We start from the raw sequence: 18,619 nt of genomic DNA, 5'->3' as shown, positions 1-18,619 counted from the left end.
AGCCTGAGCCGATTGTGTCTGATGGGCGGGTACACGGATTTAGGAAGGAATCAACGCAAGCCAGTGGACTAGCGGAAAAACGATAAGCCAGCTGTCCACGCGGTCGAGAATTCCACCATGACCCGGCAGGATGGTTCCCGTATCCTTAATTCCCTTCACCCGCTTGTAGGCGGATTGCATAAGGTCGCCGAGCTGCCCCGACACGGCAATAACGACGCCGATCAGCACCGCTCGAGCCGGAGACAGAAGTTCGGGACGAGCCAGGGAAAAACAGAGTCCCGCTACAATAGCAATCAGTACTCCGCCGAGGGCTCCCTCGACCGATTTCTTAGGGCTGATTACCGGCCACAATAAATGTTTGCCGAATTTCGATCCGACAAAATACGCGCCGGAATCCGTCGCCCAAATGCAGACAAAAATAAGAAGCGTCCAAAACAAACCATGCTCAGGTATCCACCGCGTCATGATCATATAATGAAATCCGACACCTATGTACACGATTCCGAGAAAAAGAAGCGACACCATGTCGATGGTAATTTTGTTCTTGGACAAGACCGTAGCGGCCATCAGCACGAAGACGGCTCCCCAGATCAGGCCGACCTCATTGAGCTCATAGGTAAACCGGTGCATTTCCCATGGTAGTGTAAGCAGAATCAAGGCGATCATGCCGACCAGCCATGTGATCCGGTGGTCTTTCAACTTGTTCATTCGCACATACTCATCATAGCCGATTATGGCCATTAGTACGATCAGGGCGGCAAACCAGTTGCCGCCGACAGCCAGCAGTCCCAAAAATCCGGCTCCGGCTATCGCTCCCGTCAGAATCCTCTGCTTCAACGCTTCATTCCTCCAAACCGATGCTTACAAGCCTCCGTATCGTCTTGCCCGTCGTTGGTATTCGGCAACGGCCCGGTAAAAATGCTCTTCCGAGAATTCAGGCCAGTAAGCTTCCGTAAACCATAATTCGGTATAGGCGAGCTGCCACAGCAGAAAATTGCTAAGCCTCAGCTCTCCGCTCGTCCGGATCAGCAGGTCGGGGTCAGGAAGCCCGGAAGTGAGCATATACGAAGAAAATGTTTCCTCCGTCAATTCTTCCGGACGAAGTTTGCCTTCCTGGACATCCCTCAGCACATCCTGAACGCCGGCGAGCAGTTCCTTGCGGCCACCATAATTCAGAGCAAAGTTAAGGATGAGGCCTGTGTTATTCTTTGTACGCTCGATTGCATCTTCAATGGCATTCAGTGTATAATCCGGCAGGCTTTCTTTCCAGCCGGTCATGCGGATCCGCACATTACGCTCGATCAGTTCCTCAATCTCCAGCGGAAAGAACTCTTGGGGCAGCTTCATGAGGAATTCGACTTCCTCCTTAGGGCGCTTCCAGTTTTCCGTGGAAAAGGCATACATCGTCAGCACCTTGACTCCGATGCTGTCGGCTGCAATGGTGATTTTCTTCACATTCTTCATACCGGAATGGTGCCCGGCCACACGGGGAAGTCCGCGCTGTTTCGCCCAGCGTCCGTTTCCGTCCATGATAATGGCAATATGAGACGGAACGTTGTCCAACTCCAAATGGGGAGACTTCTCGTCCTGTGCAGACTCGTTTCCAAGCCATTTTTTCAGTTGATTGAACATCTCTTTTCCCCCACTATGGAAAGATGAAAAGCCCCCGGTATTTCAGGGGGCGACGATAGCCGTTTACACTTCCATAATTTCTTTTTCTTTACCTGTCAGGACTTTCTCGACTTCAGCCGTGAATTTGTCCGTAAATTTCTGAATATCGTCCTGGTGACGACGGGACTCGTCTTCGGAAATACCGTTTTTCTCCAGCTTCTTGATGTCCTCATTGGCATCGCGGCGGATATTACGGATCGCAACTTTGGCCTCTTCCCCGTATTTGCGGGTCAGTTTAACCAGCTCGCTGCGGCGTTCTTCCGTAAGCGGCGGAATGACCAGTCGGATCACCGTACCGTCGTTAGCCGGAGTCAAGCCCAGTTCGGACTTGAGAATAGCTTTCTCAATAGCTCCCATGGAGCTTTTATCCCATGGCTGAATAATCAGCGTGCGGGAGTCCGGCGTGGAGATGTTAGCCAACTGGTTAACCGGAGTCATCGCGCCATAGTATTCCACTTGGATTTTATCCAGCAGCGCAGGGTTTGCGCGGCCTGCACGCAGAGTGGCCAAATCGCGCTTGAGTGCGTCGATAGCCTTGCTCATCCGCTCTTCTGCATTCTTTTTAATCGATTGCGGCATACGATTATACACTCCCTTTGACAATGGTACCGATTTTTTCGCCGAGGACTACCCGTTTAATGTTGCCATTTTCTGTGATCGAAAATACGATAAGCGGGATATTGTTGTCCATGCACAGCGAGGAAGCGGTTGAATCCATCACGCCGAGATTTTTGTTAAGCACCTCTAGATAAGTGAGGGTCTCGTATTTCTCGGCCGTTTCGTCTTTGAAAGGATCCGCGGAGTAAACTCCGTCTACTTTGTTCTTGGCCATTAAGATAACTTCCGCTTCAATCTCGGCTGCTCTAAGCGCAGCCGTCGTATCCGTGGAAAAATAAGGGTTACCTGTTCCTGCGGCAAAGATGACGACTCGGCCCTTCTCCAGATGACGAATCGCTCTTCTGCGGATGTACGGCTCCGCTACCTGCTGCATGGAAATGGAGCTTTGCACACGGGTCGGCACGCCAATATTCTCCAGCGCGTCCTGCATAGCCAAGGAATTCATGACCGTTGCAAGCATGCCCATGTAGTCTGCCGTAGCCCGGTCAATGCCTTTGGCACTGCCTGCAATCCCGCGCCAGATGTTGCCTCCGCCCACGACGATAGCAACTTCCACCCCGAGATCGACCACATCTTTCACCTGCAGGGCGATAGAAGAAATGATGTCCGATTCGATCCCGAATCCTTGCTGTCCGGCAAGAGCCTCACCGCTCAGCTTTAAGATTACTCTTTTATACAAAGGTCGCTCCAACTTTGGTACCCTCCGTTCTGACAAATCAGCGTGCTTCTATCTTTCTTGTACCGTTTCTGTTTATAAAAGAAGGAACACAATGTGTTCCCGCTTTTGGTCCGTTCGGTATTAGGCGTTGCCTTTAGCTTGTGCCATTACTTCTTCAACGAAGTTGTCGACTTTCTTCTCGAGACCTTCACCCAGCTCAAAGCGAGCAAAGCGGCGGATGGAGATGTTCTCCCCGATCGTGCTGATCATTTCGTTCAGCAGGACGGATACCGTTTTGTCCGGATCTTTGATGTAGGATTGTTCCATCAGACAAATTTCTTCGTAGTATTTGCTGATGCGGCCTTCAACCATTTTGTCCACGATGTGAGCAGGTTTGCCTTCGTTCAGCGCTTGGTTGCGAAGAATTTCTTTTTCTTTATCAAGCTCTTCTGTCGGAACTTCTTCACGACGAACGTAGGAAGGGTTCGCAGCGGCGATTTGCATCGCGATACCTTTTACGAAATCGCGGAAGTTGTCCGTTTTGGCAACGAAGTCGGTTTCACAGTTAACTTCGACAAGAACGCCGATACGTCCGCCGGCATGAATGTAAGATTCTACAACGCCTTCGGTAGCTGCGCGGCCCGCTTTGCTAGCGGCAGCGGCAAGGCCTTTCTCACGAAGGATTTCGCTTGCTTTCGTCAGATCACCGTTTGCTTCGTCCAACGCTTTTTTGCAATCAAGCATGCCTGCGCCTGTTTTTTCACGCAATTCTTTTACCATTGCAGCTGTTACTGCCATAATAGGGACCTCCCTAAGAGTGTAAGTATTTTAAAAAAAGGGCGGTGATAGGCTTAAGTGCCTTCAGACCACCCTTTTCCTGTTACGTTCGTTTATGTCGATTAAGCCGTTGTTTGTTCGCCTTGGTTAGCTTCGATCACAGCGTCGGCCATTTTACCGGTCAGCAATTTAACAGCGCGGATCGCGTCGTCATTACCTGGGATAACATAGTCGATTTCGTCCGGATCGCAGTTCGTATCAACGATACCTACGATTGGGATACCAAGTTTGCGAGCTTCTGCAACCGCAATACGCTCTTTGCGTGGATCAATGATGAACAGGGCGCTAGGCAGGCCTTTCATGCCTTTGATGCCGCCGAGGAATTTATCGAGGCGATCTTTTTCCTTGTTCAGGATGATAACTTCTTTCTTAGGAAGAAGTTCGAACGTGCCGTCCTGCTCCATTTTCTCAAGCTCTTTCAGACGGTTGATACGCTTTTGAATCGTTTGGAAGTTGGTCAGCGTGCCGCCGAGCCAGCGTTGGTTGATGTAGAACATGCCGCAACGTTCCGCTTCTTCTTTAACGGAGTCTTGAGCTTGTTTTTTGGTGCCTACGAACATGATCGTACCGTTCTCAGCAGAGACCGATTTAACGAAGTTGTAAGCTTCCTCAACCTTTTTAACCGTTTTTTGTAGATCGATAATGTAAATGCCGTTTCTTTCAGTGAAGATGTATTTGTCCATTTTCGGGTTCCAACGACGGGTTTGGTGACCGAAGTGTACCCCAGCTTCTAGAAGCTGCTTCATGGAAATTACTGCCATCCTCACACACCTCCTCAATAAAATGGTTTTAGTGTAATGCTCCTCCGACAGCCGCATCTTCGTATAAAACTCGCCGTGCGCAAGGCCCGGACAAGCACCGTTATACGAATTAACTGTCGTGTGTTTTTAACACCGTCAATAACTATACCACAAGTCGCATGCGGGATGCAACAGCGTTTGGAGACAACTTTCGGCAACATTTTTAATCCGCGGAAAGGCTCCGGCCGGGCGTTATCATTATTCCCTTCCGCACGCAAAATAAGACCCTCGCGCAATGCAAGAGCCCTATTTTTATTCCGGCTTACTGGTCAGATTCTGAATGATCTCGTCCAGCGACGGTTTGCCTGTAAATTTATGAACGCCCGACTTGATCTTACCCGTTGCCGCCTTAGCCGCCATCGCCTGCTCGAATTGCTCCTGGCTTTCGACTAACCCGCTCACGGAAACGATCTTGGCCACCTGGCTGGACCTCATTCCCGGTGCGATGTAGACGGCGGTTATTTGGGGCTGCGCCGAAGGAGCGGGCTGGGCGGACGGCGCTTTCGCTTTCTCCGCCTCCAACTGCTTTTGCAGTTCCTGTTCATGCTGCTCTTTCGTGAAGACGGGCTGGTTTTTGTCAAAAACCTGATAGTACTTCCCGGCTTCGGTTTTCAGCTTGTTCATGTCCATCTGTTCGATGGAAACGGCCGAATTCTGCGACAACGGCTGAACGGGCTGGGCGGCCGATATCATCAACTGAAGAAGAGCCGAGCCCGCGATCATGCCGATGCCGATTCCGGCCAGCAGCGTTTTATTTACTTTCATCGGAATGTCCCTCCCGTTTGGCCAGCTGCATGATCAGCATGACTTCCCCTTTGTTCATCCCGAGCTGTTTGGCGATCTGCTCCGTGGATTTTCCCTGGTCATGCAGCTCAAAAAGAGCGGCATACCGGGCGCGCACGGAGAGCTCCGGCTCCGTTCGGGGAGCTTCCTGCGGCCGAACGGATGCGGCGGCATCCGGGGCCGGGAACTCCTCCGTCTGCGAAGGACGGGGCGTTGACCGTGCAGATCCGTGCGCCTGAACGGCAGGTTCCGCGCTCCGGGACCCGTGCCGGGAAAGATCCGGCGCGGACTGGCGGCCGGCCTGCTCCGCCGCCCCGCTTCCGTCCACGCTGCGGCGCTCCAGCACTTCAAGCCTGGCGGTCAATTTGGCGACCTCGAGCTTGTGCTCCCTCTGCGTTTCTTTGAACAGGTCGATGAGCGCCTGGTTCTGCAGCTCAAGATCGGACGCAAAGTGAGCCATGCTCTCTTCCAGCTCTTTCACGAGCTGGGCCGAAGGCGCCTGCCCGCCTTTTTTTGCAGCCGATCGGGGAATCACTCCCGCAAACACCACAATAACGAGGCCGAGGAGAACAATCATCTGCCAAGGTTCCATTTTAACATCACCTGTACTTTCAAATCTTCCTTTATAGACTCAAGTCGATATGCGAGCCTTTAAAAGGGTGAACCGCCTTTGGCGGCTCCGCTTCATGAGAAGAAGGGGCCTTCCTCTGCTGCCGGCCCTGACCGCCCTGACCGCCGTTCTGCCGGCCCTCTTTACGGATTTGAGCCTCTTCGCTCTCTCCGATTTTCTCGCTGGCCTTCCGGTTATGTTCGGCGGTCTTCTCATTTTCCGCTCCCAACAGGACTTGATCCATCTCGGGTTTGTGGTTCAACTGCTGCTGCCGGATGCCGGCCTGATCGTTCTTGTGAACCGCGAACTGCAAATCGACCGGTTTCATATCCATAAAAGTTCCACCTCGTCATTATCGCTGGTTATTGGCTTGACCGGGAAGCCTTTACTTAGGCATATAGGCACTGTGCCCGATATCGCCTGCAACAAGCTGGAACACGACATGGCTCATCGGATCTTTGATGAACTTCGTGTAGCGGCCGATCACGATTTTGGCTCCTCCGTATACGGTAGAGATCACTTCTACGCTGGAGCGTTCGCTGTCTTCGAGCGATTTCTCCATTTCAAAAATCCGTTCACGAAGCTCACGCTGTTCTTCTCCGGCCTGGCGCTTTGTATGATTCAGCTTAATTCGCAGCGCTACTTTGTCCGGTCCGAGCTGGCCGGACGCTGCCAACTGGTCCAGCAAAATAAGGGCTTTGTCCGTCTTGGACTGATTATCCGCAAGCGCTTTGAGCTGGGAACGAAGCTGAATCAATTCATTGCGAAGCTCCGGCAGCACTCCCACCTCGATTGCAGTCGCATTGGAGAGGGAGTTTCCGATCGTTCTGGCGATAACCTTTTCCCCGGCCTGAACGATCCCGCCCACGATCAGCCCTTTGGGCCCGTTGCAAGCGACGGTCTTACCTGCGCGTATTGTCGAATGAAGAATACTTTGGGAAACGGTAATCGTGTCCGCCGCTTCTACTGTCGCGTCCTGGATAAAGGAAGATTTCACGTTCTTCCCGGCCCGGATTACGGCTTTGTTCCTGCCCACGATACCGGCGGTTATTTCAACGGAACCGCTCGCTTCGAGTTCGGCCGCTTCCACGCCGCCGACTATGCGGATATCTCCGGAAGCTTTGATCTTGAAACCGGGACTCACGTTTCCGCGAATGACGACAGTTCCGACGAAATCGATGTTACCCGTCCGGTAATCCACGTCTCCGTTCACCTCGTATACGGGGAACACGTTTACTTTGTTCCGGTCGGTGTAGGTGACGAGTCCGTCGATAGCGGCGTAAATGGCGTTCTCCTCGTTATCCGTCACGACGTTTTTTCCCAGTTTAAATCTGGCTTCCTTGCCTGCGCGTGCCGGCAGCGGCTCCCCGGTTACGGCTTTGCCGGGTGTTCCTTCGGTCGGGGGAACCTTTTTGCCGATGATCTGGCCTTTTCTGATATTGTTCAAGGTGGATACTTCTTTGAGATCAACGCGTCCGTCTTCCGTCTCGACAGGCTTATGCGTATCGTTGTTGCGCCCGTACAAATAATCGACGTATCCGTCGGTTCCGTTAACGGGGCGGGTTCCTTGGGCGATCACTGTTTCGGCGAGCAGATAAGGCTGAGGATCTATAGCTATGCGGAGCAGCGCCTCCGTGTCGAGTCCATGGACGATGCTGTTCGCTCTGGCCAATCCTTGAAGCTCGTCAAACGTGACCGTAAAGTCATCTCCGACATCGGCAAACTTCAGTAAGGATGTCAACTTATCGTCCGTGACGGAAATCCTAATGATTTGGTCCAACTCCAAAATCCGGTCCATCCTGTATCGACAACCTTTCCCGGCAACTTCTATTTTTCGAACAACTGAACTTTATATCGACTCAAAACTCCTCTTAATCGCAGCATGGCCTTGGAGTGAAGCTGAGAAATGCGGGAAGGCGACAAACTCATCACTTCCGCAATTTCGCTCAGGGAAAGCTCTTCGAAATAAAACAGGGAAACGACGATCCGTTCTTTCTCCGTTAATTTCTCTATCGCCCGCGCAAGAGTTTCTTTGAGGTAAAATTCGTTAACTGTAAATTCCGGATTTTTGGCACGCTCGTCCACCAGAAGCGAAAGCCGGGTTTCGGAATCTTCTTCACGAATCGGTTCGTCAATGGAACAAATGGAGGTTACGGCGATTTCCTGAAGCATATGCTGAAACTCGTCCTCCGTAACCTGGAGATAATCGCTGATCTCTTCATCCGTCACGGTCCGAAGATACTTCTGCTCCAGCTTCTGATAAGCTTCTTCAATTTTCTTGGCCTTCTCGCGTACGGAACGGGGAACCCAATCCCCTTGTCTGAGGCCGTCGATAATGGCCCCGCGTATGCGCCAGGACGCGTAAGTTTCGAACTGCAGACCGCGTTCGTAGTCAAACTTCTCGACGGCGTCGATCAGACCCATGATTCCGAAGCTTCCTAGGTCTTCCTTGGAAACGTTCTTGGGGAGACCAATCGCCAAACGGCCCGATACGTATTCGACAAGAGGCAGGTACGTTTCAATCAGCGTTTGCTTGGCTTCTCTGGAACCGCCCTGCTTCCACTGTCTCCACGTATCGAAATGCGCCAGATTAGGTTTTTTATCAATCATGGCTGTACACCGTCCTTATTCTTCAGACATTTGACGAAGGGCTCTGACCGCTTGCTCGGTGTCAGGTTGCTTCCGGGTAACTAGCTTCGTGGGCAGCAGCGGCGCAAATTCCGCTTCCTCCCTGTCCACTCCGTCCGCCGCTTTCTGCGCGGTTTCGTCGGGAGTAGTCAGATCGAGATGCTGGCCGAGATTCTTGTTTGGTGAGGGCCCTTCTGCGGCGGCCGCTGCCGTTTCGTTTACGGCGGGGCTGTTAGCGGATAGGAGCAGGCCCATAATAAACCGAAAGCCGAATGTGACGGCGAATAAAATGACAAAACTGTAAACGCTTCGCAGCAGCGTGGTCAGCCAAACGTTGCTGCCCAGCGAAAGGAGAAAGGTGAGGACAAAGGAGACGGCACCGACTATGAAATTCCAGCGAATCGTTCCCGCCATCTCTACAAATCCTTCAAGCCGTGCTGTACGCTTCGAATCGTCAGCACGCCCGTATCGCAATTAAGTTCAATCGTTCTTCCATAGTTCTGGCCCGTATCTTCACCTTTGACTCGGATCTTGTATTTGACCAGCATTTCTTTGCAAGCCTCTACATTACGAGGTCCAATTCGCATCGTATCGCCTCCTCCGGCAAAAGCGAACATCTGAGCTCCCCCTGCCAGTTTCGCTTCCATCCGATTGATTGAGGCACCAAGACGGGTCATCCGGTCGATCAATTCGGGAATGGCGGTATCCGCATATTTGGCAATGTTGACGGTGCCTTCTCGGGCGATTTCGGATGTCGGCAGCATGACGTGCGCCATTCCGCCGACTTTGGCAAAGTCATCGAATAAGGTAAGCCCGACGCAGGAACCGAGTCCCGTCGTTTTAAGCACGCCCCCCGGCATGCCGACATTAAGATCCGCCATACCGACTTTAATGATCGTCTGTTGATTCATGTGCCTCTACCCCTAGTGCCGCAAATAATTTCCCAAACGATTCCGGATCCGGAATAAGAAAGAAGTTTCCTTGCATTTCTTCGTTTCCTTCCAGAAACTTCGTGTCAATCAGCAGTGCCTGATCCCCCATCTCCCCGAACTGCAGCAAGCCGTAACTTAAAATGGCTCCCGCCATATCAATGGCCAGGGAAGGTACGGTCGGGGACATGGACAACCGAGTAAAATCGGCCAGCGAGGACAAGTACGATCCCGCCAAAATGTTCCCGATTTCGTTTAAGGCCGAAATTTCCAGTTCCGTATACTCGCCGCTTTCGGAAAGCTCCATCCCGATCAAGGAAAACAGCATCCGTTTGGCGGATTCGAGATTCAGAATAAAAAACATATTGCCCGGAGCATCCCCGACCACCCGCAGAAAAATAGCGAGCACGACTTCCTCCGCTCCGCCCACGATTTCAGGGATCTCCTCGAAAGGAAGAACCATAACTTTCGGAACGAGCATATCCACAGGCTTGTCCAGCAGGGTGGACAGGGCAGTGGCCGCATGGCCGGCACCGATGTTGCCGATTTCCTTGAGCACATCCAATTGATAATCCGCCAATTGCCTGAACGTATCCACTTGCTTAGGCCTCGATCTTTTCCAATTGGATGATTTCGTCCCTGTTCAAAACCTGTTCCAGGTTCATCAGAACCAGGAGACGGTCTTCTCCGATTTTAGCGATGCCGTGCAGGTATTTCGCCTTGATGCCGCCGACAACTTCCGGAGGATTCTCGATATTGTCTTCGTTCAAGTCAATAACGTCGTTAGCGGAATCTACAATAAGCCCTACTTCGAGTTCGTTAACCGCTACGATGATCACACGAGTATTATCGGAATACGGGGTTTCCGGAAGCCCGAATCGGGAGCGGAGGTCGATAACCGGCACGACCACGCCTCTGAGGTTAATGACGCCTTTGACGAAAGCGGGCGTTTTCGGAACGCGGGTCATCGGCTGCATCCGTTCGATCGTTTTGACCTTATCCACTTCTACTCCGTATTCCTCATGTGCCAGCGCAAATACGATAATTTTTTTATCTTCAGCCATTTGAACGGCCTCCCCTGCCTGATTTATTTAATGAGTTCATTCGTATCTAGAATCAATGCGACCTGACCGTCGCCGAGAATGGTCGCTCCCGAAATCGCGAACAGTTTTGTAAAGTATTTACCCAATGTTTTCAGGACGATCTCCTGTTGACCGATAAACTCCTCCACCATAAGCGCCGCCATTTTCTCGCCTTTGCGCACAACCACAACTTCGGTTTCAGTCTCGTCGGCTTCGCTGTAGTCGGGAATATCGAGTACGGAGCCGAGCGAAACGAGCGGAATCATGCTGCCTCTGAAATCGATCATCCGGTTTCCTTGCACGGAACGGATTTGCGCCTGCTGGATAAGGGCCGTCTCCACAATCGAAGAAAGCGGAATCGCATATTTTTCGCTGCCGATTTTGACCAGCATGGCCGAGATGATCGAGAGCGTAAGCGGAAGCTTGATCGAAAAGATCGAACCGCTGCCCGGATTGGATTCGACATGAATATGTCCCCCGAGCGAGTGGATTTTCGTTTTTACAACGTCCAAGCCTACCCCGCGGCCGGAAATGTCCGAGATTACGTCCGCGGTGCTGAAACCGGATGCGAACAGCAGCTGATCGATATCGGAATTGCTCATTTTGTCCGCCATTTCTGGCGCGACAATCCCTTTCTTCACTGCGGTCGCAAGCACTTTTTCCCGGTTAATGCCGTTACCGTTGTCTTCGATCTCGATAAAGACGTTGTTGCCGCTGTGATAAGCGCGGAGATGAACGGTTCCACTCTCGCTTTTACCCTTCGCCAGACGCTGGGTCACGGTTTCGAGTCCGTGATCTACCGCGTTGCGGAGCAGATGCACGAGCGGATCGCCGATTTCGTCGATTACCGTGCGGTCCAGCTCGGTTTCTGCGCCGGTTATGACGAGATCGACTTTTTTGTCCAGCGATTTGGCGATATCCCGGATCATCCGCGGGAACCGGTTAAAGACCGTATCGACCGGCACCATCCGCAGCTTGAGAACGATATTCTGCAAATCGCTGCTGACCCGGGCCATATGCTCGACCGTCTCCGTCAGCTCATTGCGCTTGATTTCGCTTGCCAGCTGCTCCAGGCGCACCCGGTCGATGAGCAGTTCGCTGAAGAGATTCATCAGGGAATCCAGACGCTCGATATCTACCCGAATGGTACGGGTTCCCACAGGACCGCCACCTGCAGCCGCTGCCGGTTTGGCGGCTCCGCCGGTTTCCTTAGCGGGCGCCGGTTTAGCCGCCGAAGCGGGTGCTGCAGCCGCTGCCGCCTGGGCTTCACCCGCCCTGACCTCCGCCTGGGCTGCGCCGCTTCCCGTCATCTCGTCCAGCGTTTCGCGATCGAGTACGATGATCTGTACATGCTCGATTTCGGAGACATTCGAAATTTCTTTCTCCAGATCGGCTTTCCCGACATTAGCTATGTAATACACGGAGAAGGTGCGGTCGAATTTCTCCTGCTCGATCTCCTGAACAGAAGGCGTCGCTTTGATGACTTCCCCGGAACGCTCCAAAATTTCGAACACCATGTAAGCACGGGCCGCTTTCAGTACGCAATCTTCCCGGACGGTGACCTCGACATAAAACACCTGCATGTTGGCGTCAATCGATTGCTGGAGAACCGAGAGCTGGAATTGGTCCAGGGCAATAACGCTTTCTTCCCGGCTTTCCGCTCCGGCACTTCCGGCGGATGGAGCGGATTTGAGATAATCCCCGCTTACAATGGATTTCAATGCGGTGACAATAGTCGTAACATCGGCCTTGCCCGTTCCGCCCTGAACGATATCCTCGACCATCGAATCGAGAGCGTCCAGACTCTGGAAAAGGCTGTCGAAAATGAAGGGGTCCATTTTCAGTTTCAAGTTCCGGACCAGGTCCAGAACATTTTCCATTTCGTGAGTCAGCGACGCGAGATCTTCGAATCCCATCGTCGCGGACATGCCTTTAAGTGTGTGTGCCGAGCGGAAAATATTATGAACGATATCTATGTTGTCGGGACTGTTTTCCAGGCTGAGCATGTTGTCATTAAGAGCCTGCAGATGTTCTTTCGATTCGTCGATGAACATCGATAAATATTGGTTCAACTCCACAGAACTGCACCTCCGTCAATTTATCGAGTACTTTCTTTAGCGGCTGCCGTTTTTATCCGTCACCCGTTCGACAAGCTTCGGAGCGATATCCCCCAAAGGAAGGACAAACATAGCGGCTCCGTTCTCCACCGCGACTCGCGGCATGCCGTACACGACGCATGTCTCTTCGGATTCGGCAATCGTGGTCGCCGCTCCGTCCTTTCGGAGTTCTCCGATCGTTCTCGCTCCGTCACTGCCCATCCCTGTCATAATAACGGCGTGCCGGGTCAGCTCTTTTAAGGGAAGCAGGGATTGGAATAGCTTGTCTACGGAAGGACGGTGTCCGGATACCGGCTCGCTTTTGCTCAAAGAAATCCGGTATTTCTTGTCGTCGGCCCTGACGACGGTCATGTGCAGTCCGCCGGGAGCGACATAAGCCGTACCGGGTTCGAGCACCTGGGCTTCCTCCGCTTCCACGACCCGAACGGCACATTGGTCGTTAAGGCGCTGAGACAGCGACTTGGTGAAATTCGGAGGCATATGCTGCACGATAAGCACAGGGGCCGGAAAATCCGCCGGCAGGCCGCTCAGTACCTTCTGCAGCGCTCTGGGTCCCCCGGTCGATGTGCCGATCGCCACGAGGTCCCGAAAGCCTTTCGAACTGCCGGTGCCGGCACCGCTCGCGGGCTTCCCCGTTTCTTGCGCCGCCGCAGCAGTTCTCTTGGGAATCTCCGCTGCCGACGGCGGCTTCACGAACGGAGCGGACGGCTGAACGAAGCGTTCGGGCCGTTTCGCCGGTTCTATCGGAGGCTGCGGCTGCATGCGTGTTTTGACCGCAATCCTCAGCTTCTCATGCAAAAGCTGCTTGACCTTGAATAAGTCCAGCGAAATCGAACCGGACGGCTTCCGGATAAAATCGATCGCGCCGAGTTCAAGCGCCCGGATCGTTTCAACCGCTCCCGACATAGTCAGCGAACTCAGCATAATAACGGGAGTCGGAGTGGCGGCCATAATACGTTCCAGCGCTTCCAGCCCGTTCATTTCAGGCATTTCAATATCCATCGTAACCGCGTGCGGTTTCAGCTCTTGTGTCTTGACTACGGCTTCCGCACCGTTCTTTGCGACGGCTATAACACGGAAATTGGGGTCTTCTTCGATCAGATCCGTAATGATCTTCCTCATGAACACCGAATCGTCGACTACCAGAATACGGTACGGCTCCATAGGGTCCCTCCTGAATTGGCTCTAGATGTGAATAAATTAGCGGCCGATCAGCCGGCTGAGGAAACCTTTAAATCCGCCGGTTGAATCTGCTTTGGGCTGCTGGCCCAGAAATTGATCGACAAGGACATTCATGCTTTTGGCGGCGGGAGAATTCGGATAAGCAATCGTAAAAGGAGTCTGCTCCTTAACGGCCCGGGATACATGCTGATCGTCTTCCACGAATCCGAGTGTCTGGAGTTCGACGGACAGAAAGCGGCGGGCCACCATGGCGATCTTCTCGGCGGTTTCCTTGGCCTCCCGGCTGTGAGCGGCCCGGTTGACCACGAGCTTGAAGGCTACGTCGGGATCTTCGCTGCGAACCATTTTAATGAGCGCATACGCATCCGTAATGGACGTGGGCTCCGGTGTCGTAACCACGAGCGTTTCCTGGGCAGCGGCTATAAACCGCTGGGTTTCTTTGGAAAGTCCGGCTCCCGTATCGAACAGGATAAAATCGGCCATTCCGCCAAGCTCCTGAATCTGGTCGGTAAAAGAATCCGCTTCGGAGTCCGACAGCCTGACCAGATCGTAAAGCCCCGATCCCCCTGCGATAAACTGCAGGCCTTTAGGTCCTGTCTGAACGAGCTCCCCGATCGTTTTTTCTCCTTTAATTAAATGAAGGAGGTTGGCTTTGGAGGAGATCCCCATAAGCACGTCAATGTTGGCAAACCCGATGTCGGCATCGAAAATGAGTGTCTTGTATCCCCTGGCCTGCAGGCAGAGAGCGAAATTCAAGGTGAAATTCGATTTGCCTACCCCGCCCTTGCCGCTTGTAACGGTAATAATCCGCGTCTTGCGCTCCGGCTGTCCGGTTAGCGCGGAACCCGGGGAGGGCGTATCCTTCTCATGCCTCAGGCGGATCAGTTTACGCAGTTCCTGGGCTTGGTCACTCATACGAGTAACCCTCCAGCACCGCATCGACAATCCGGTTCTCGTCCGCTACCATGATGTCGTCGGGCACGTTCTGCCCGTCCGTCACGTAGGAAAGTCGGATCGGGAATACATCCAGCAAATTCAGCATGGCGCCGTAAGAATACGTTTCATCCATTTTGGTAAAAAGGACTTTATCTACTTTAAACTTGGAAAAGTTAGCGGTAATGGCTTTCATGTCGCTGTACTTCGACGTAAGGCTCAGCACCAGAATCGTTTCGCTCGGGCCCTGGTGCCTTATCAGCGTATTGAGTTCGGATACGTACATCTCGTTGCGGAAATTGCGTCCGGCCGTATCCATGAAGATCACGTCGGCCTCTCTCAAATTGTGCAGAGCCTTCGTCAGATCGGCCGGGGAAAACACCACTTCCACCGGAACGTCCAAAATATTCGCATACGTGCGAAGCTGCTCGATCGCGGCAATCCGGTAGGTGTCGGAAGTGATCAGCCCGACTTTGCGGCGCTGCTTCAACACCTGATCGGCGGCCAGCTTCGCGATCGTCGTCGTCTTGCCGACACCGGTCGGTCCGACGATATGAACGATCTTGGAGTCCGCCGAGATCGGCTTGCCCTGCGGCGGCGGGAACAGCGCAAGCATCCGCTTGCGGACCGCTTCCGCCGCCTGCCGCGCTTCCGCCTCGTCGGCCGAGGCGGCAAGATCTCTTCTGGCGCTTTCGATCAGCTGCCGGACCAGGTCCGGCTGTACTTCCTGCGCCAGCAGATGCTCCTCCAGCCGCCCCCATACGGGGGGCAGCTGGGGCTGCGCGGATGGCCGGGCAAGGCCGGCCATCATCGTCTTGAGATGCTGGAGTTCCGCCAGCATCAGGTCCTCGCGGGCCGCGCTCTGAGCCGCGGCCGCTTCTGCCGCCGCCTCCGCGCGGGAGGCGGCCAGCGCCTCGGCCTGCTCGTCAGCGAAGCCGCCGGTCTGCGGCGCTGCGGCAGCGGGCTCGGCCGCCGGAGCTTCCGCCTTCGGCGGAACGGGCGGCGCCGCTTGGGCCGGTAGGCTCTGCCGCTGTTCGGCGGCGGCCGGCCTTGCCTGCGCGTAAGCGGCTGCGGCAGCCGCCGGAGGGCGCTGCGGTATGACGGGCAGCGCTTCCTCTACGGCCGGATTGCCGCTCGGACGGTCGATTGCCGCAGGAGATGGCTGCGGGGACTGCTGGCCCGGTGCCAGGCGCTGGTCCGAACCTGCTCCCTTCCCTGCGCTTGACGACTGCCCATAGGCAGAAGCCGCGGAAGTCTCCGAACCGGACTTAACGTCCAAGGTCTCTTCTTTTTTGAGAAGGCTTGTCTCCCTTTCATTCAAAGCCTCGGCGGCGCCGGTTCCGTAAGTCGGAACCTCTTCGTTTTGCAAGGCGGATTGTCTGAGCAGAAGTTCCGCAAATTCTCTCTGCCTCAGCTCCTGCTCTTTATTGATACGGGGCTGATCGGCCGACTTCTCCGCTTCTTCCTGCCGCGCTTTGGCCACAGCGGTTACCGCTGCGGCGGCAGCCGCTTTAGAAGCCGGTCGGGCTTGAGCGCCGCCTTCCGGACTGTTTTTACCGGAACCGGTTTGACCTTCCTCGAGAGCTGCGATCACTTCGATGCGTTTTTTTCCGAAGAGTCCCAAAAACCCGCCGGTCTTCACTTCTTTCGTGCTTAAAATAACGGCATCCTTACCGAGATCGGTTCGGATTTTATGAAGAGCGTCCGGCATTGAATCGACAATGTAACGTTTCACTCTCACAAGTTGACAACTCCCATGCTTTGAATTTCTACACTCGGTTCAAGCTCGCTGTAAGACAAAACCGGAATGTCCTGCATGGTACGCTCCAAAAGCTGACGCAAATACATACGGATCGTCGGTGAAGCCAGGATAACCGGCTGGTGGCCGGACTGGACCATTTTACTCACCTGTTCACCCAGCTTGTGATAAATGACCTGCGAGGAAGACGGGTCGATAGCCAGATAAGATCCCTGATCCGTCTGCTGAACGGAATCCGCAATTTTTTTCTCCAGCCCCGGTCCTACGGTAATGACACGGAGCGAATCCTGCGGAGACGAGTACTGCAGCGTGATCTGCCTCGAAAGAGACTGCCGCACATACTCCGTCAAAATGTCCGGATCTTTGGAGTAAGGTCCGTAATCCGCCAGCGTTTCCAGAATGGTGACCAGATCGCGTACGGAAATTTTTTCCCGGAGCAGTTTCACAAGCACTTTCTGCACGTCGCCGATGGACAGGACATTTGGAATCAAATCGTCCACGAGAGCCGGGTACGCTTCTCTGACGTTGTCGATAAGCGTCTTGGTTTCTTGGCGTCCCAGAAGCTCGTGGGCGTGCTTCTTGATGATTTCCGTGAGATGCGTAGCGACTACGGAAGGCGGATCCACCACGGTGTATCCGGACAATTCCGCCCGCTCTTTGGTCATCTCATCGATCCACAGGGCCGGCAGTCCGAACGCAGGTTCGGTCGTCTCGATTCCCGTGACGGATTCGTCTTCGAATCCCGGGCTCATGGCCAAGTAGTGGTTAAGCAGCAATTCGCCGCCCGCAACCGTATTGCCTTTAATTTTGATGATATACTCGTTAGGCCGAAGCTGAATATTATCGCGGATCCGGATTACCGGCACCACGATACCGAGTTCCAGCGCACATTGTCTGCGGATCAGAATAATCCGGTCGAGCAAATCTCCGCCCTGCTGGGCATCGGCCAGCGGAATGAGCCCGTAACCGAATTCGAATTCGATCGGATCCACCTGCAGCAGGCTGATCACGCTTTCCGGACTCCGTACTTCTTCAATCTGCTGTTCTTCCACCATCTGTTCTTCCTCAACCTGTTTCCGGTTCAAGTTCTGCTGCATCTTCCGTGCCGCGAAAACGAGTAGAACCGCAATAGGAATGGTCGTATACCAGTGGATCGGCGTGAAAATTCCCAGAAAGGCAATCGTACCCGCCACGATATACAGCAGCTTCGGATAGGCAGTCAACTGACCGACGATATCGTTGCTGAACGTTCCTTCCGAAGAGGCACGCGTAACGATAATGCCGGAAGCGGTTGAAATGAGCAGCGCCGGGATCTGACTGACCAGTCCGTCACCGATGGTAAGAATCGAATACGTATGTCCGGCTTCTCCGAACGACATGCCTTTCATCGAAATCCCGATGATCAATCCGCCGATCAAGTTGATCAGCAGGATGATAATGCCGGCAATCGCGTCTCCTTTGACGAATTTACTCGCTCCGTCCATGGCTCCGTAGAAGTCGGCTTCGCGCTCCACTTTTCTGCGGCGCTCGCGCGCCTGCTGCTCGTTGATCATGCCGGCGTTCAAATCGGCGTCGATACTCATCTGCTTGCCGGGCATCGCATCCAGGGTAAAGCGAGCCGCTACTTCGGCTACGCGCTCCGAACCTTTCGTGATCACGATAAACTGCACGATAACCAGAATAAGAAACACGATAAATCCGACTACGATATTACCCGCCGCCACGAAGTTACCGAACGTCTCGACCACAGCTCCCGCTTCGGCATGAGCCAGAATATTTCTAGCCGTCGAAACGTTAAGTGCCAAGCGGAACAAGGTCGTCACAAGCAGCAGGGCCGGGAAAATGGAAAACTGCAGAGCTTCCTGCGTGTTCATCCCGACCAGAATAATCATCAGCGAGATCGTAATGTTTATAATGAGCAAAAAATCGAGGAGGGCGGTTGGAATCGGCACCACCATCATCAAAATAATCCCGATTACCCCGATCAGTACAACTAAATCTTTTGGTTTCAT

The 18,619-nt window shown here is 53.6% G+C and carries 20 protein-coding genes; all 20 read right to left on the bottom strand.

All coding sequences use genetic code 11. The annotated features are described in order from the left end of the window. Positions 1–39 precede the first annotated feature (39 nt). The 20 genes from ACI48J_RS09830 to flhA all read right to left on the bottom strand — a co-directional run bounded on the left by ACI48J_RS09830 (position 40) and on the right by flhA (position 18,619). The gene (locus tag ACI48J_RS09830; protein ID WP_326055849.1) at positions 40–837 is read right to left on the bottom strand and encodes a phosphatidate cytidylyltransferase; all 798 of its coding nucleotides are present in this window, start codon (positions 835–837) and stop codon (positions 40–42) included. 24 nt (positions 838–861) lie between these two features. Beyond that, positions 862–1,632, bottom strand: coding sequence for an isoprenyl transferase (locus ACI48J_RS09825; protein WP_217557507.1), 771 nt, complete (start codon positions 1,630–1,632; stop codon positions 862–864). 63 nt (positions 1,633–1,695) lie between these two features. Further along, positions 1,696–2,250, bottom strand: a complete 555-nt coding sequence (gene frr / locus ACI48J_RS09820) for a ribosome recycling factor (RefSeq protein WP_326055846.1) — start codon at positions 2,248–2,250, stop codon at positions 1,696–1,698. Positions 2,251–2,254: 4 nt separating this feature from the next. Next, on the bottom strand, positions 2,255–2,980 hold the full coding sequence (pyrH, locus tag ACI48J_RS09815) for a UMP kinase (protein WP_009676779.1): 726 nt from the start codon (positions 2,978–2,980) through the stop codon (positions 2,255–2,257). A gap of 108 nt (positions 2,981–3,088) precedes the next feature. Then, positions 3,089–3,745 (bottom strand): translation elongation factor Ts, encoded by a 657-nt coding sequence (tsf, locus tag ACI48J_RS09810; RefSeq protein WP_009676775.1) that lies wholly within the window; start codon positions 3,743–3,745, stop codon positions 3,089–3,091. A 101-nt stretch (positions 3,746–3,846) separates the two neighbouring features. Continuing rightward, a complete protein-coding gene (gene rpsB / locus ACI48J_RS09805) occupies positions 3,847–4,545 on the bottom strand; it encodes a 30S ribosomal protein S2 (RefSeq protein WP_009676777.1) in 699 nt (232 codons plus the stop codon). A gap of 291 nt (positions 4,546–4,836) precedes the next feature. Continuing rightward, positions 4,837–5,349: a hypothetical protein gene (locus ACI48J_RS09800; protein ID WP_405082611.1), complete on the bottom strand. Its 513-nt coding sequence runs from the start codon at positions 5,347–5,349 to the stop codon at positions 4,837–4,839. After that, positions 5,336–5,959, bottom strand: a complete 624-nt coding sequence (locus ACI48J_RS09795) for a DUF6115 domain-containing protein (RefSeq protein WP_405082610.1) — start codon at positions 5,957–5,959, stop codon at positions 5,336–5,338. The genes ACI48J_RS09800 and ACI48J_RS09795 overlap by 14 nt, the downstream gene beginning before the upstream one ends. A gap of 31 nt (positions 5,960–5,990) precedes the next feature. Continuing rightward, positions 5,991–6,311 carry a hypothetical protein gene (locus ACI48J_RS09790; protein ID WP_326055839.1) on the bottom strand — a complete coding sequence of 107 codons (321 nt, stop codon included), beginning with the start codon at positions 6,309–6,311 and terminating at the stop codon, positions 5,991–5,993. Between the two features lie 51 nt (positions 6,312–6,362). Next, a complete protein-coding gene (locus ACI48J_RS09785) occupies positions 6,363–7,775 on the bottom strand; it encodes a FapA family protein (RefSeq protein ID WP_326055837.1) in 1,413 nt (470 codons plus the stop codon). Positions 7,776–7,804: 29 nt separating this feature from the next. Further along, positions 7,805–8,587 carry a FliA/WhiG family RNA polymerase sigma factor gene (locus ACI48J_RS09780; RefSeq protein ID WP_326055835.1) on the bottom strand — a complete coding sequence of 261 codons (783 nt, stop codon included), beginning with the start codon at positions 8,585–8,587 and terminating at the stop codon, positions 7,805–7,807. Positions 8,588–8,602: 15 nt separating this feature from the next. Continuing rightward, positions 8,603–9,019 carry a hypothetical protein gene (locus ACI48J_RS09775; RefSeq protein ID WP_405082609.1) on the bottom strand — a complete coding sequence of 139 codons (417 nt, stop codon included), beginning with the start codon at positions 9,017–9,019 and terminating at the stop codon, positions 8,603–8,605. Positions 9,020–9,021: 2 nt separating this feature from the next. Next, the gene (locus tag ACI48J_RS09770) at positions 9,022–9,516 is read right to left on the bottom strand and encodes a chemotaxis protein CheD (RefSeq protein WP_326055832.1); all 495 of its coding nucleotides are present in this window, start codon (positions 9,514–9,516) and stop codon (positions 9,022–9,024) included. Further along, entirely contained in the window at positions 9,494–10,132 is a 639-nt protein-coding gene (locus tag ACI48J_RS09765) for a chemotaxis protein CheC (RefSeq protein ID WP_405082608.1), read from the bottom strand. The genes ACI48J_RS09770 and ACI48J_RS09765 overlap by 23 nt, the downstream gene beginning before the upstream one ends. A 4-nt stretch (positions 10,133–10,136) precedes the next feature. After that, positions 10,137–10,598: a chemotaxis protein CheW gene (locus tag ACI48J_RS09760; protein ID WP_218228519.1), complete on the bottom strand. Its 462-nt coding sequence runs from the start codon at positions 10,596–10,598 to the stop codon at positions 10,137–10,139. Positions 10,599–10,621: 23 nt separating this feature from the next. Then, complete coding sequence (locus ACI48J_RS09755; protein WP_405082607.1) at positions 10,622–12,694, bottom strand: chemotaxis protein CheA; 2,073 nt, start codon at positions 12,692–12,694, stop codon at positions 10,622–10,624. Positions 12,695–12,730: 36 nt separating this feature from the next. Beyond that, positions 12,731–13,897, bottom strand: coding sequence for a chemotaxis response regulator protein-glutamate methylesterase (locus ACI48J_RS09750; protein WP_405082606.1), 1,167 nt, complete (start codon positions 13,895–13,897; stop codon positions 12,731–12,733). Positions 13,898–13,933: 36 nt separating this feature from the next. After that, positions 13,934–14,830, bottom strand: a complete 897-nt coding sequence (locus tag ACI48J_RS09745) for a MinD/ParA family protein (RefSeq protein ID WP_218228516.1) — start codon at positions 14,828–14,830, stop codon at positions 13,934–13,936. After that, positions 14,823–16,589 carry a flagellar biosynthesis protein FlhF gene (gene flhF, locus ACI48J_RS09740; RefSeq protein WP_405082605.1) on the bottom strand — a complete coding sequence of 589 codons (1,767 nt, stop codon included), beginning with the start codon at positions 16,587–16,589 and terminating at the stop codon, positions 14,823–14,825. The genes ACI48J_RS09745 and flhF overlap by 8 nt, the downstream gene beginning before the upstream one ends. Then, positions 16,586–18,619, bottom strand: a complete 2,034-nt coding sequence (gene flhA, locus ACI48J_RS09735; RefSeq protein WP_103993821.1) for a flagellar biosynthesis protein FlhA — start codon at positions 18,617–18,619, stop codon at positions 16,586–16,588. The genes flhF and flhA overlap by 4 nt, the downstream gene beginning before the upstream one ends.

Source organism: Paenibacillus chitinolyticus, from assembly GCF_045038035.1.
Taxonomy (GTDB): Bacteria; Bacillota; Bacilli; order Paenibacillales; family NBRC-103111; genus Paenibacillus_F; species Paenibacillus_F chitinolyticus_A.
The sequence above is the reverse complement of the archived record's forward strand: the minus strand, read 5'-3'. Positions and strand labels throughout refer to the sequence as shown.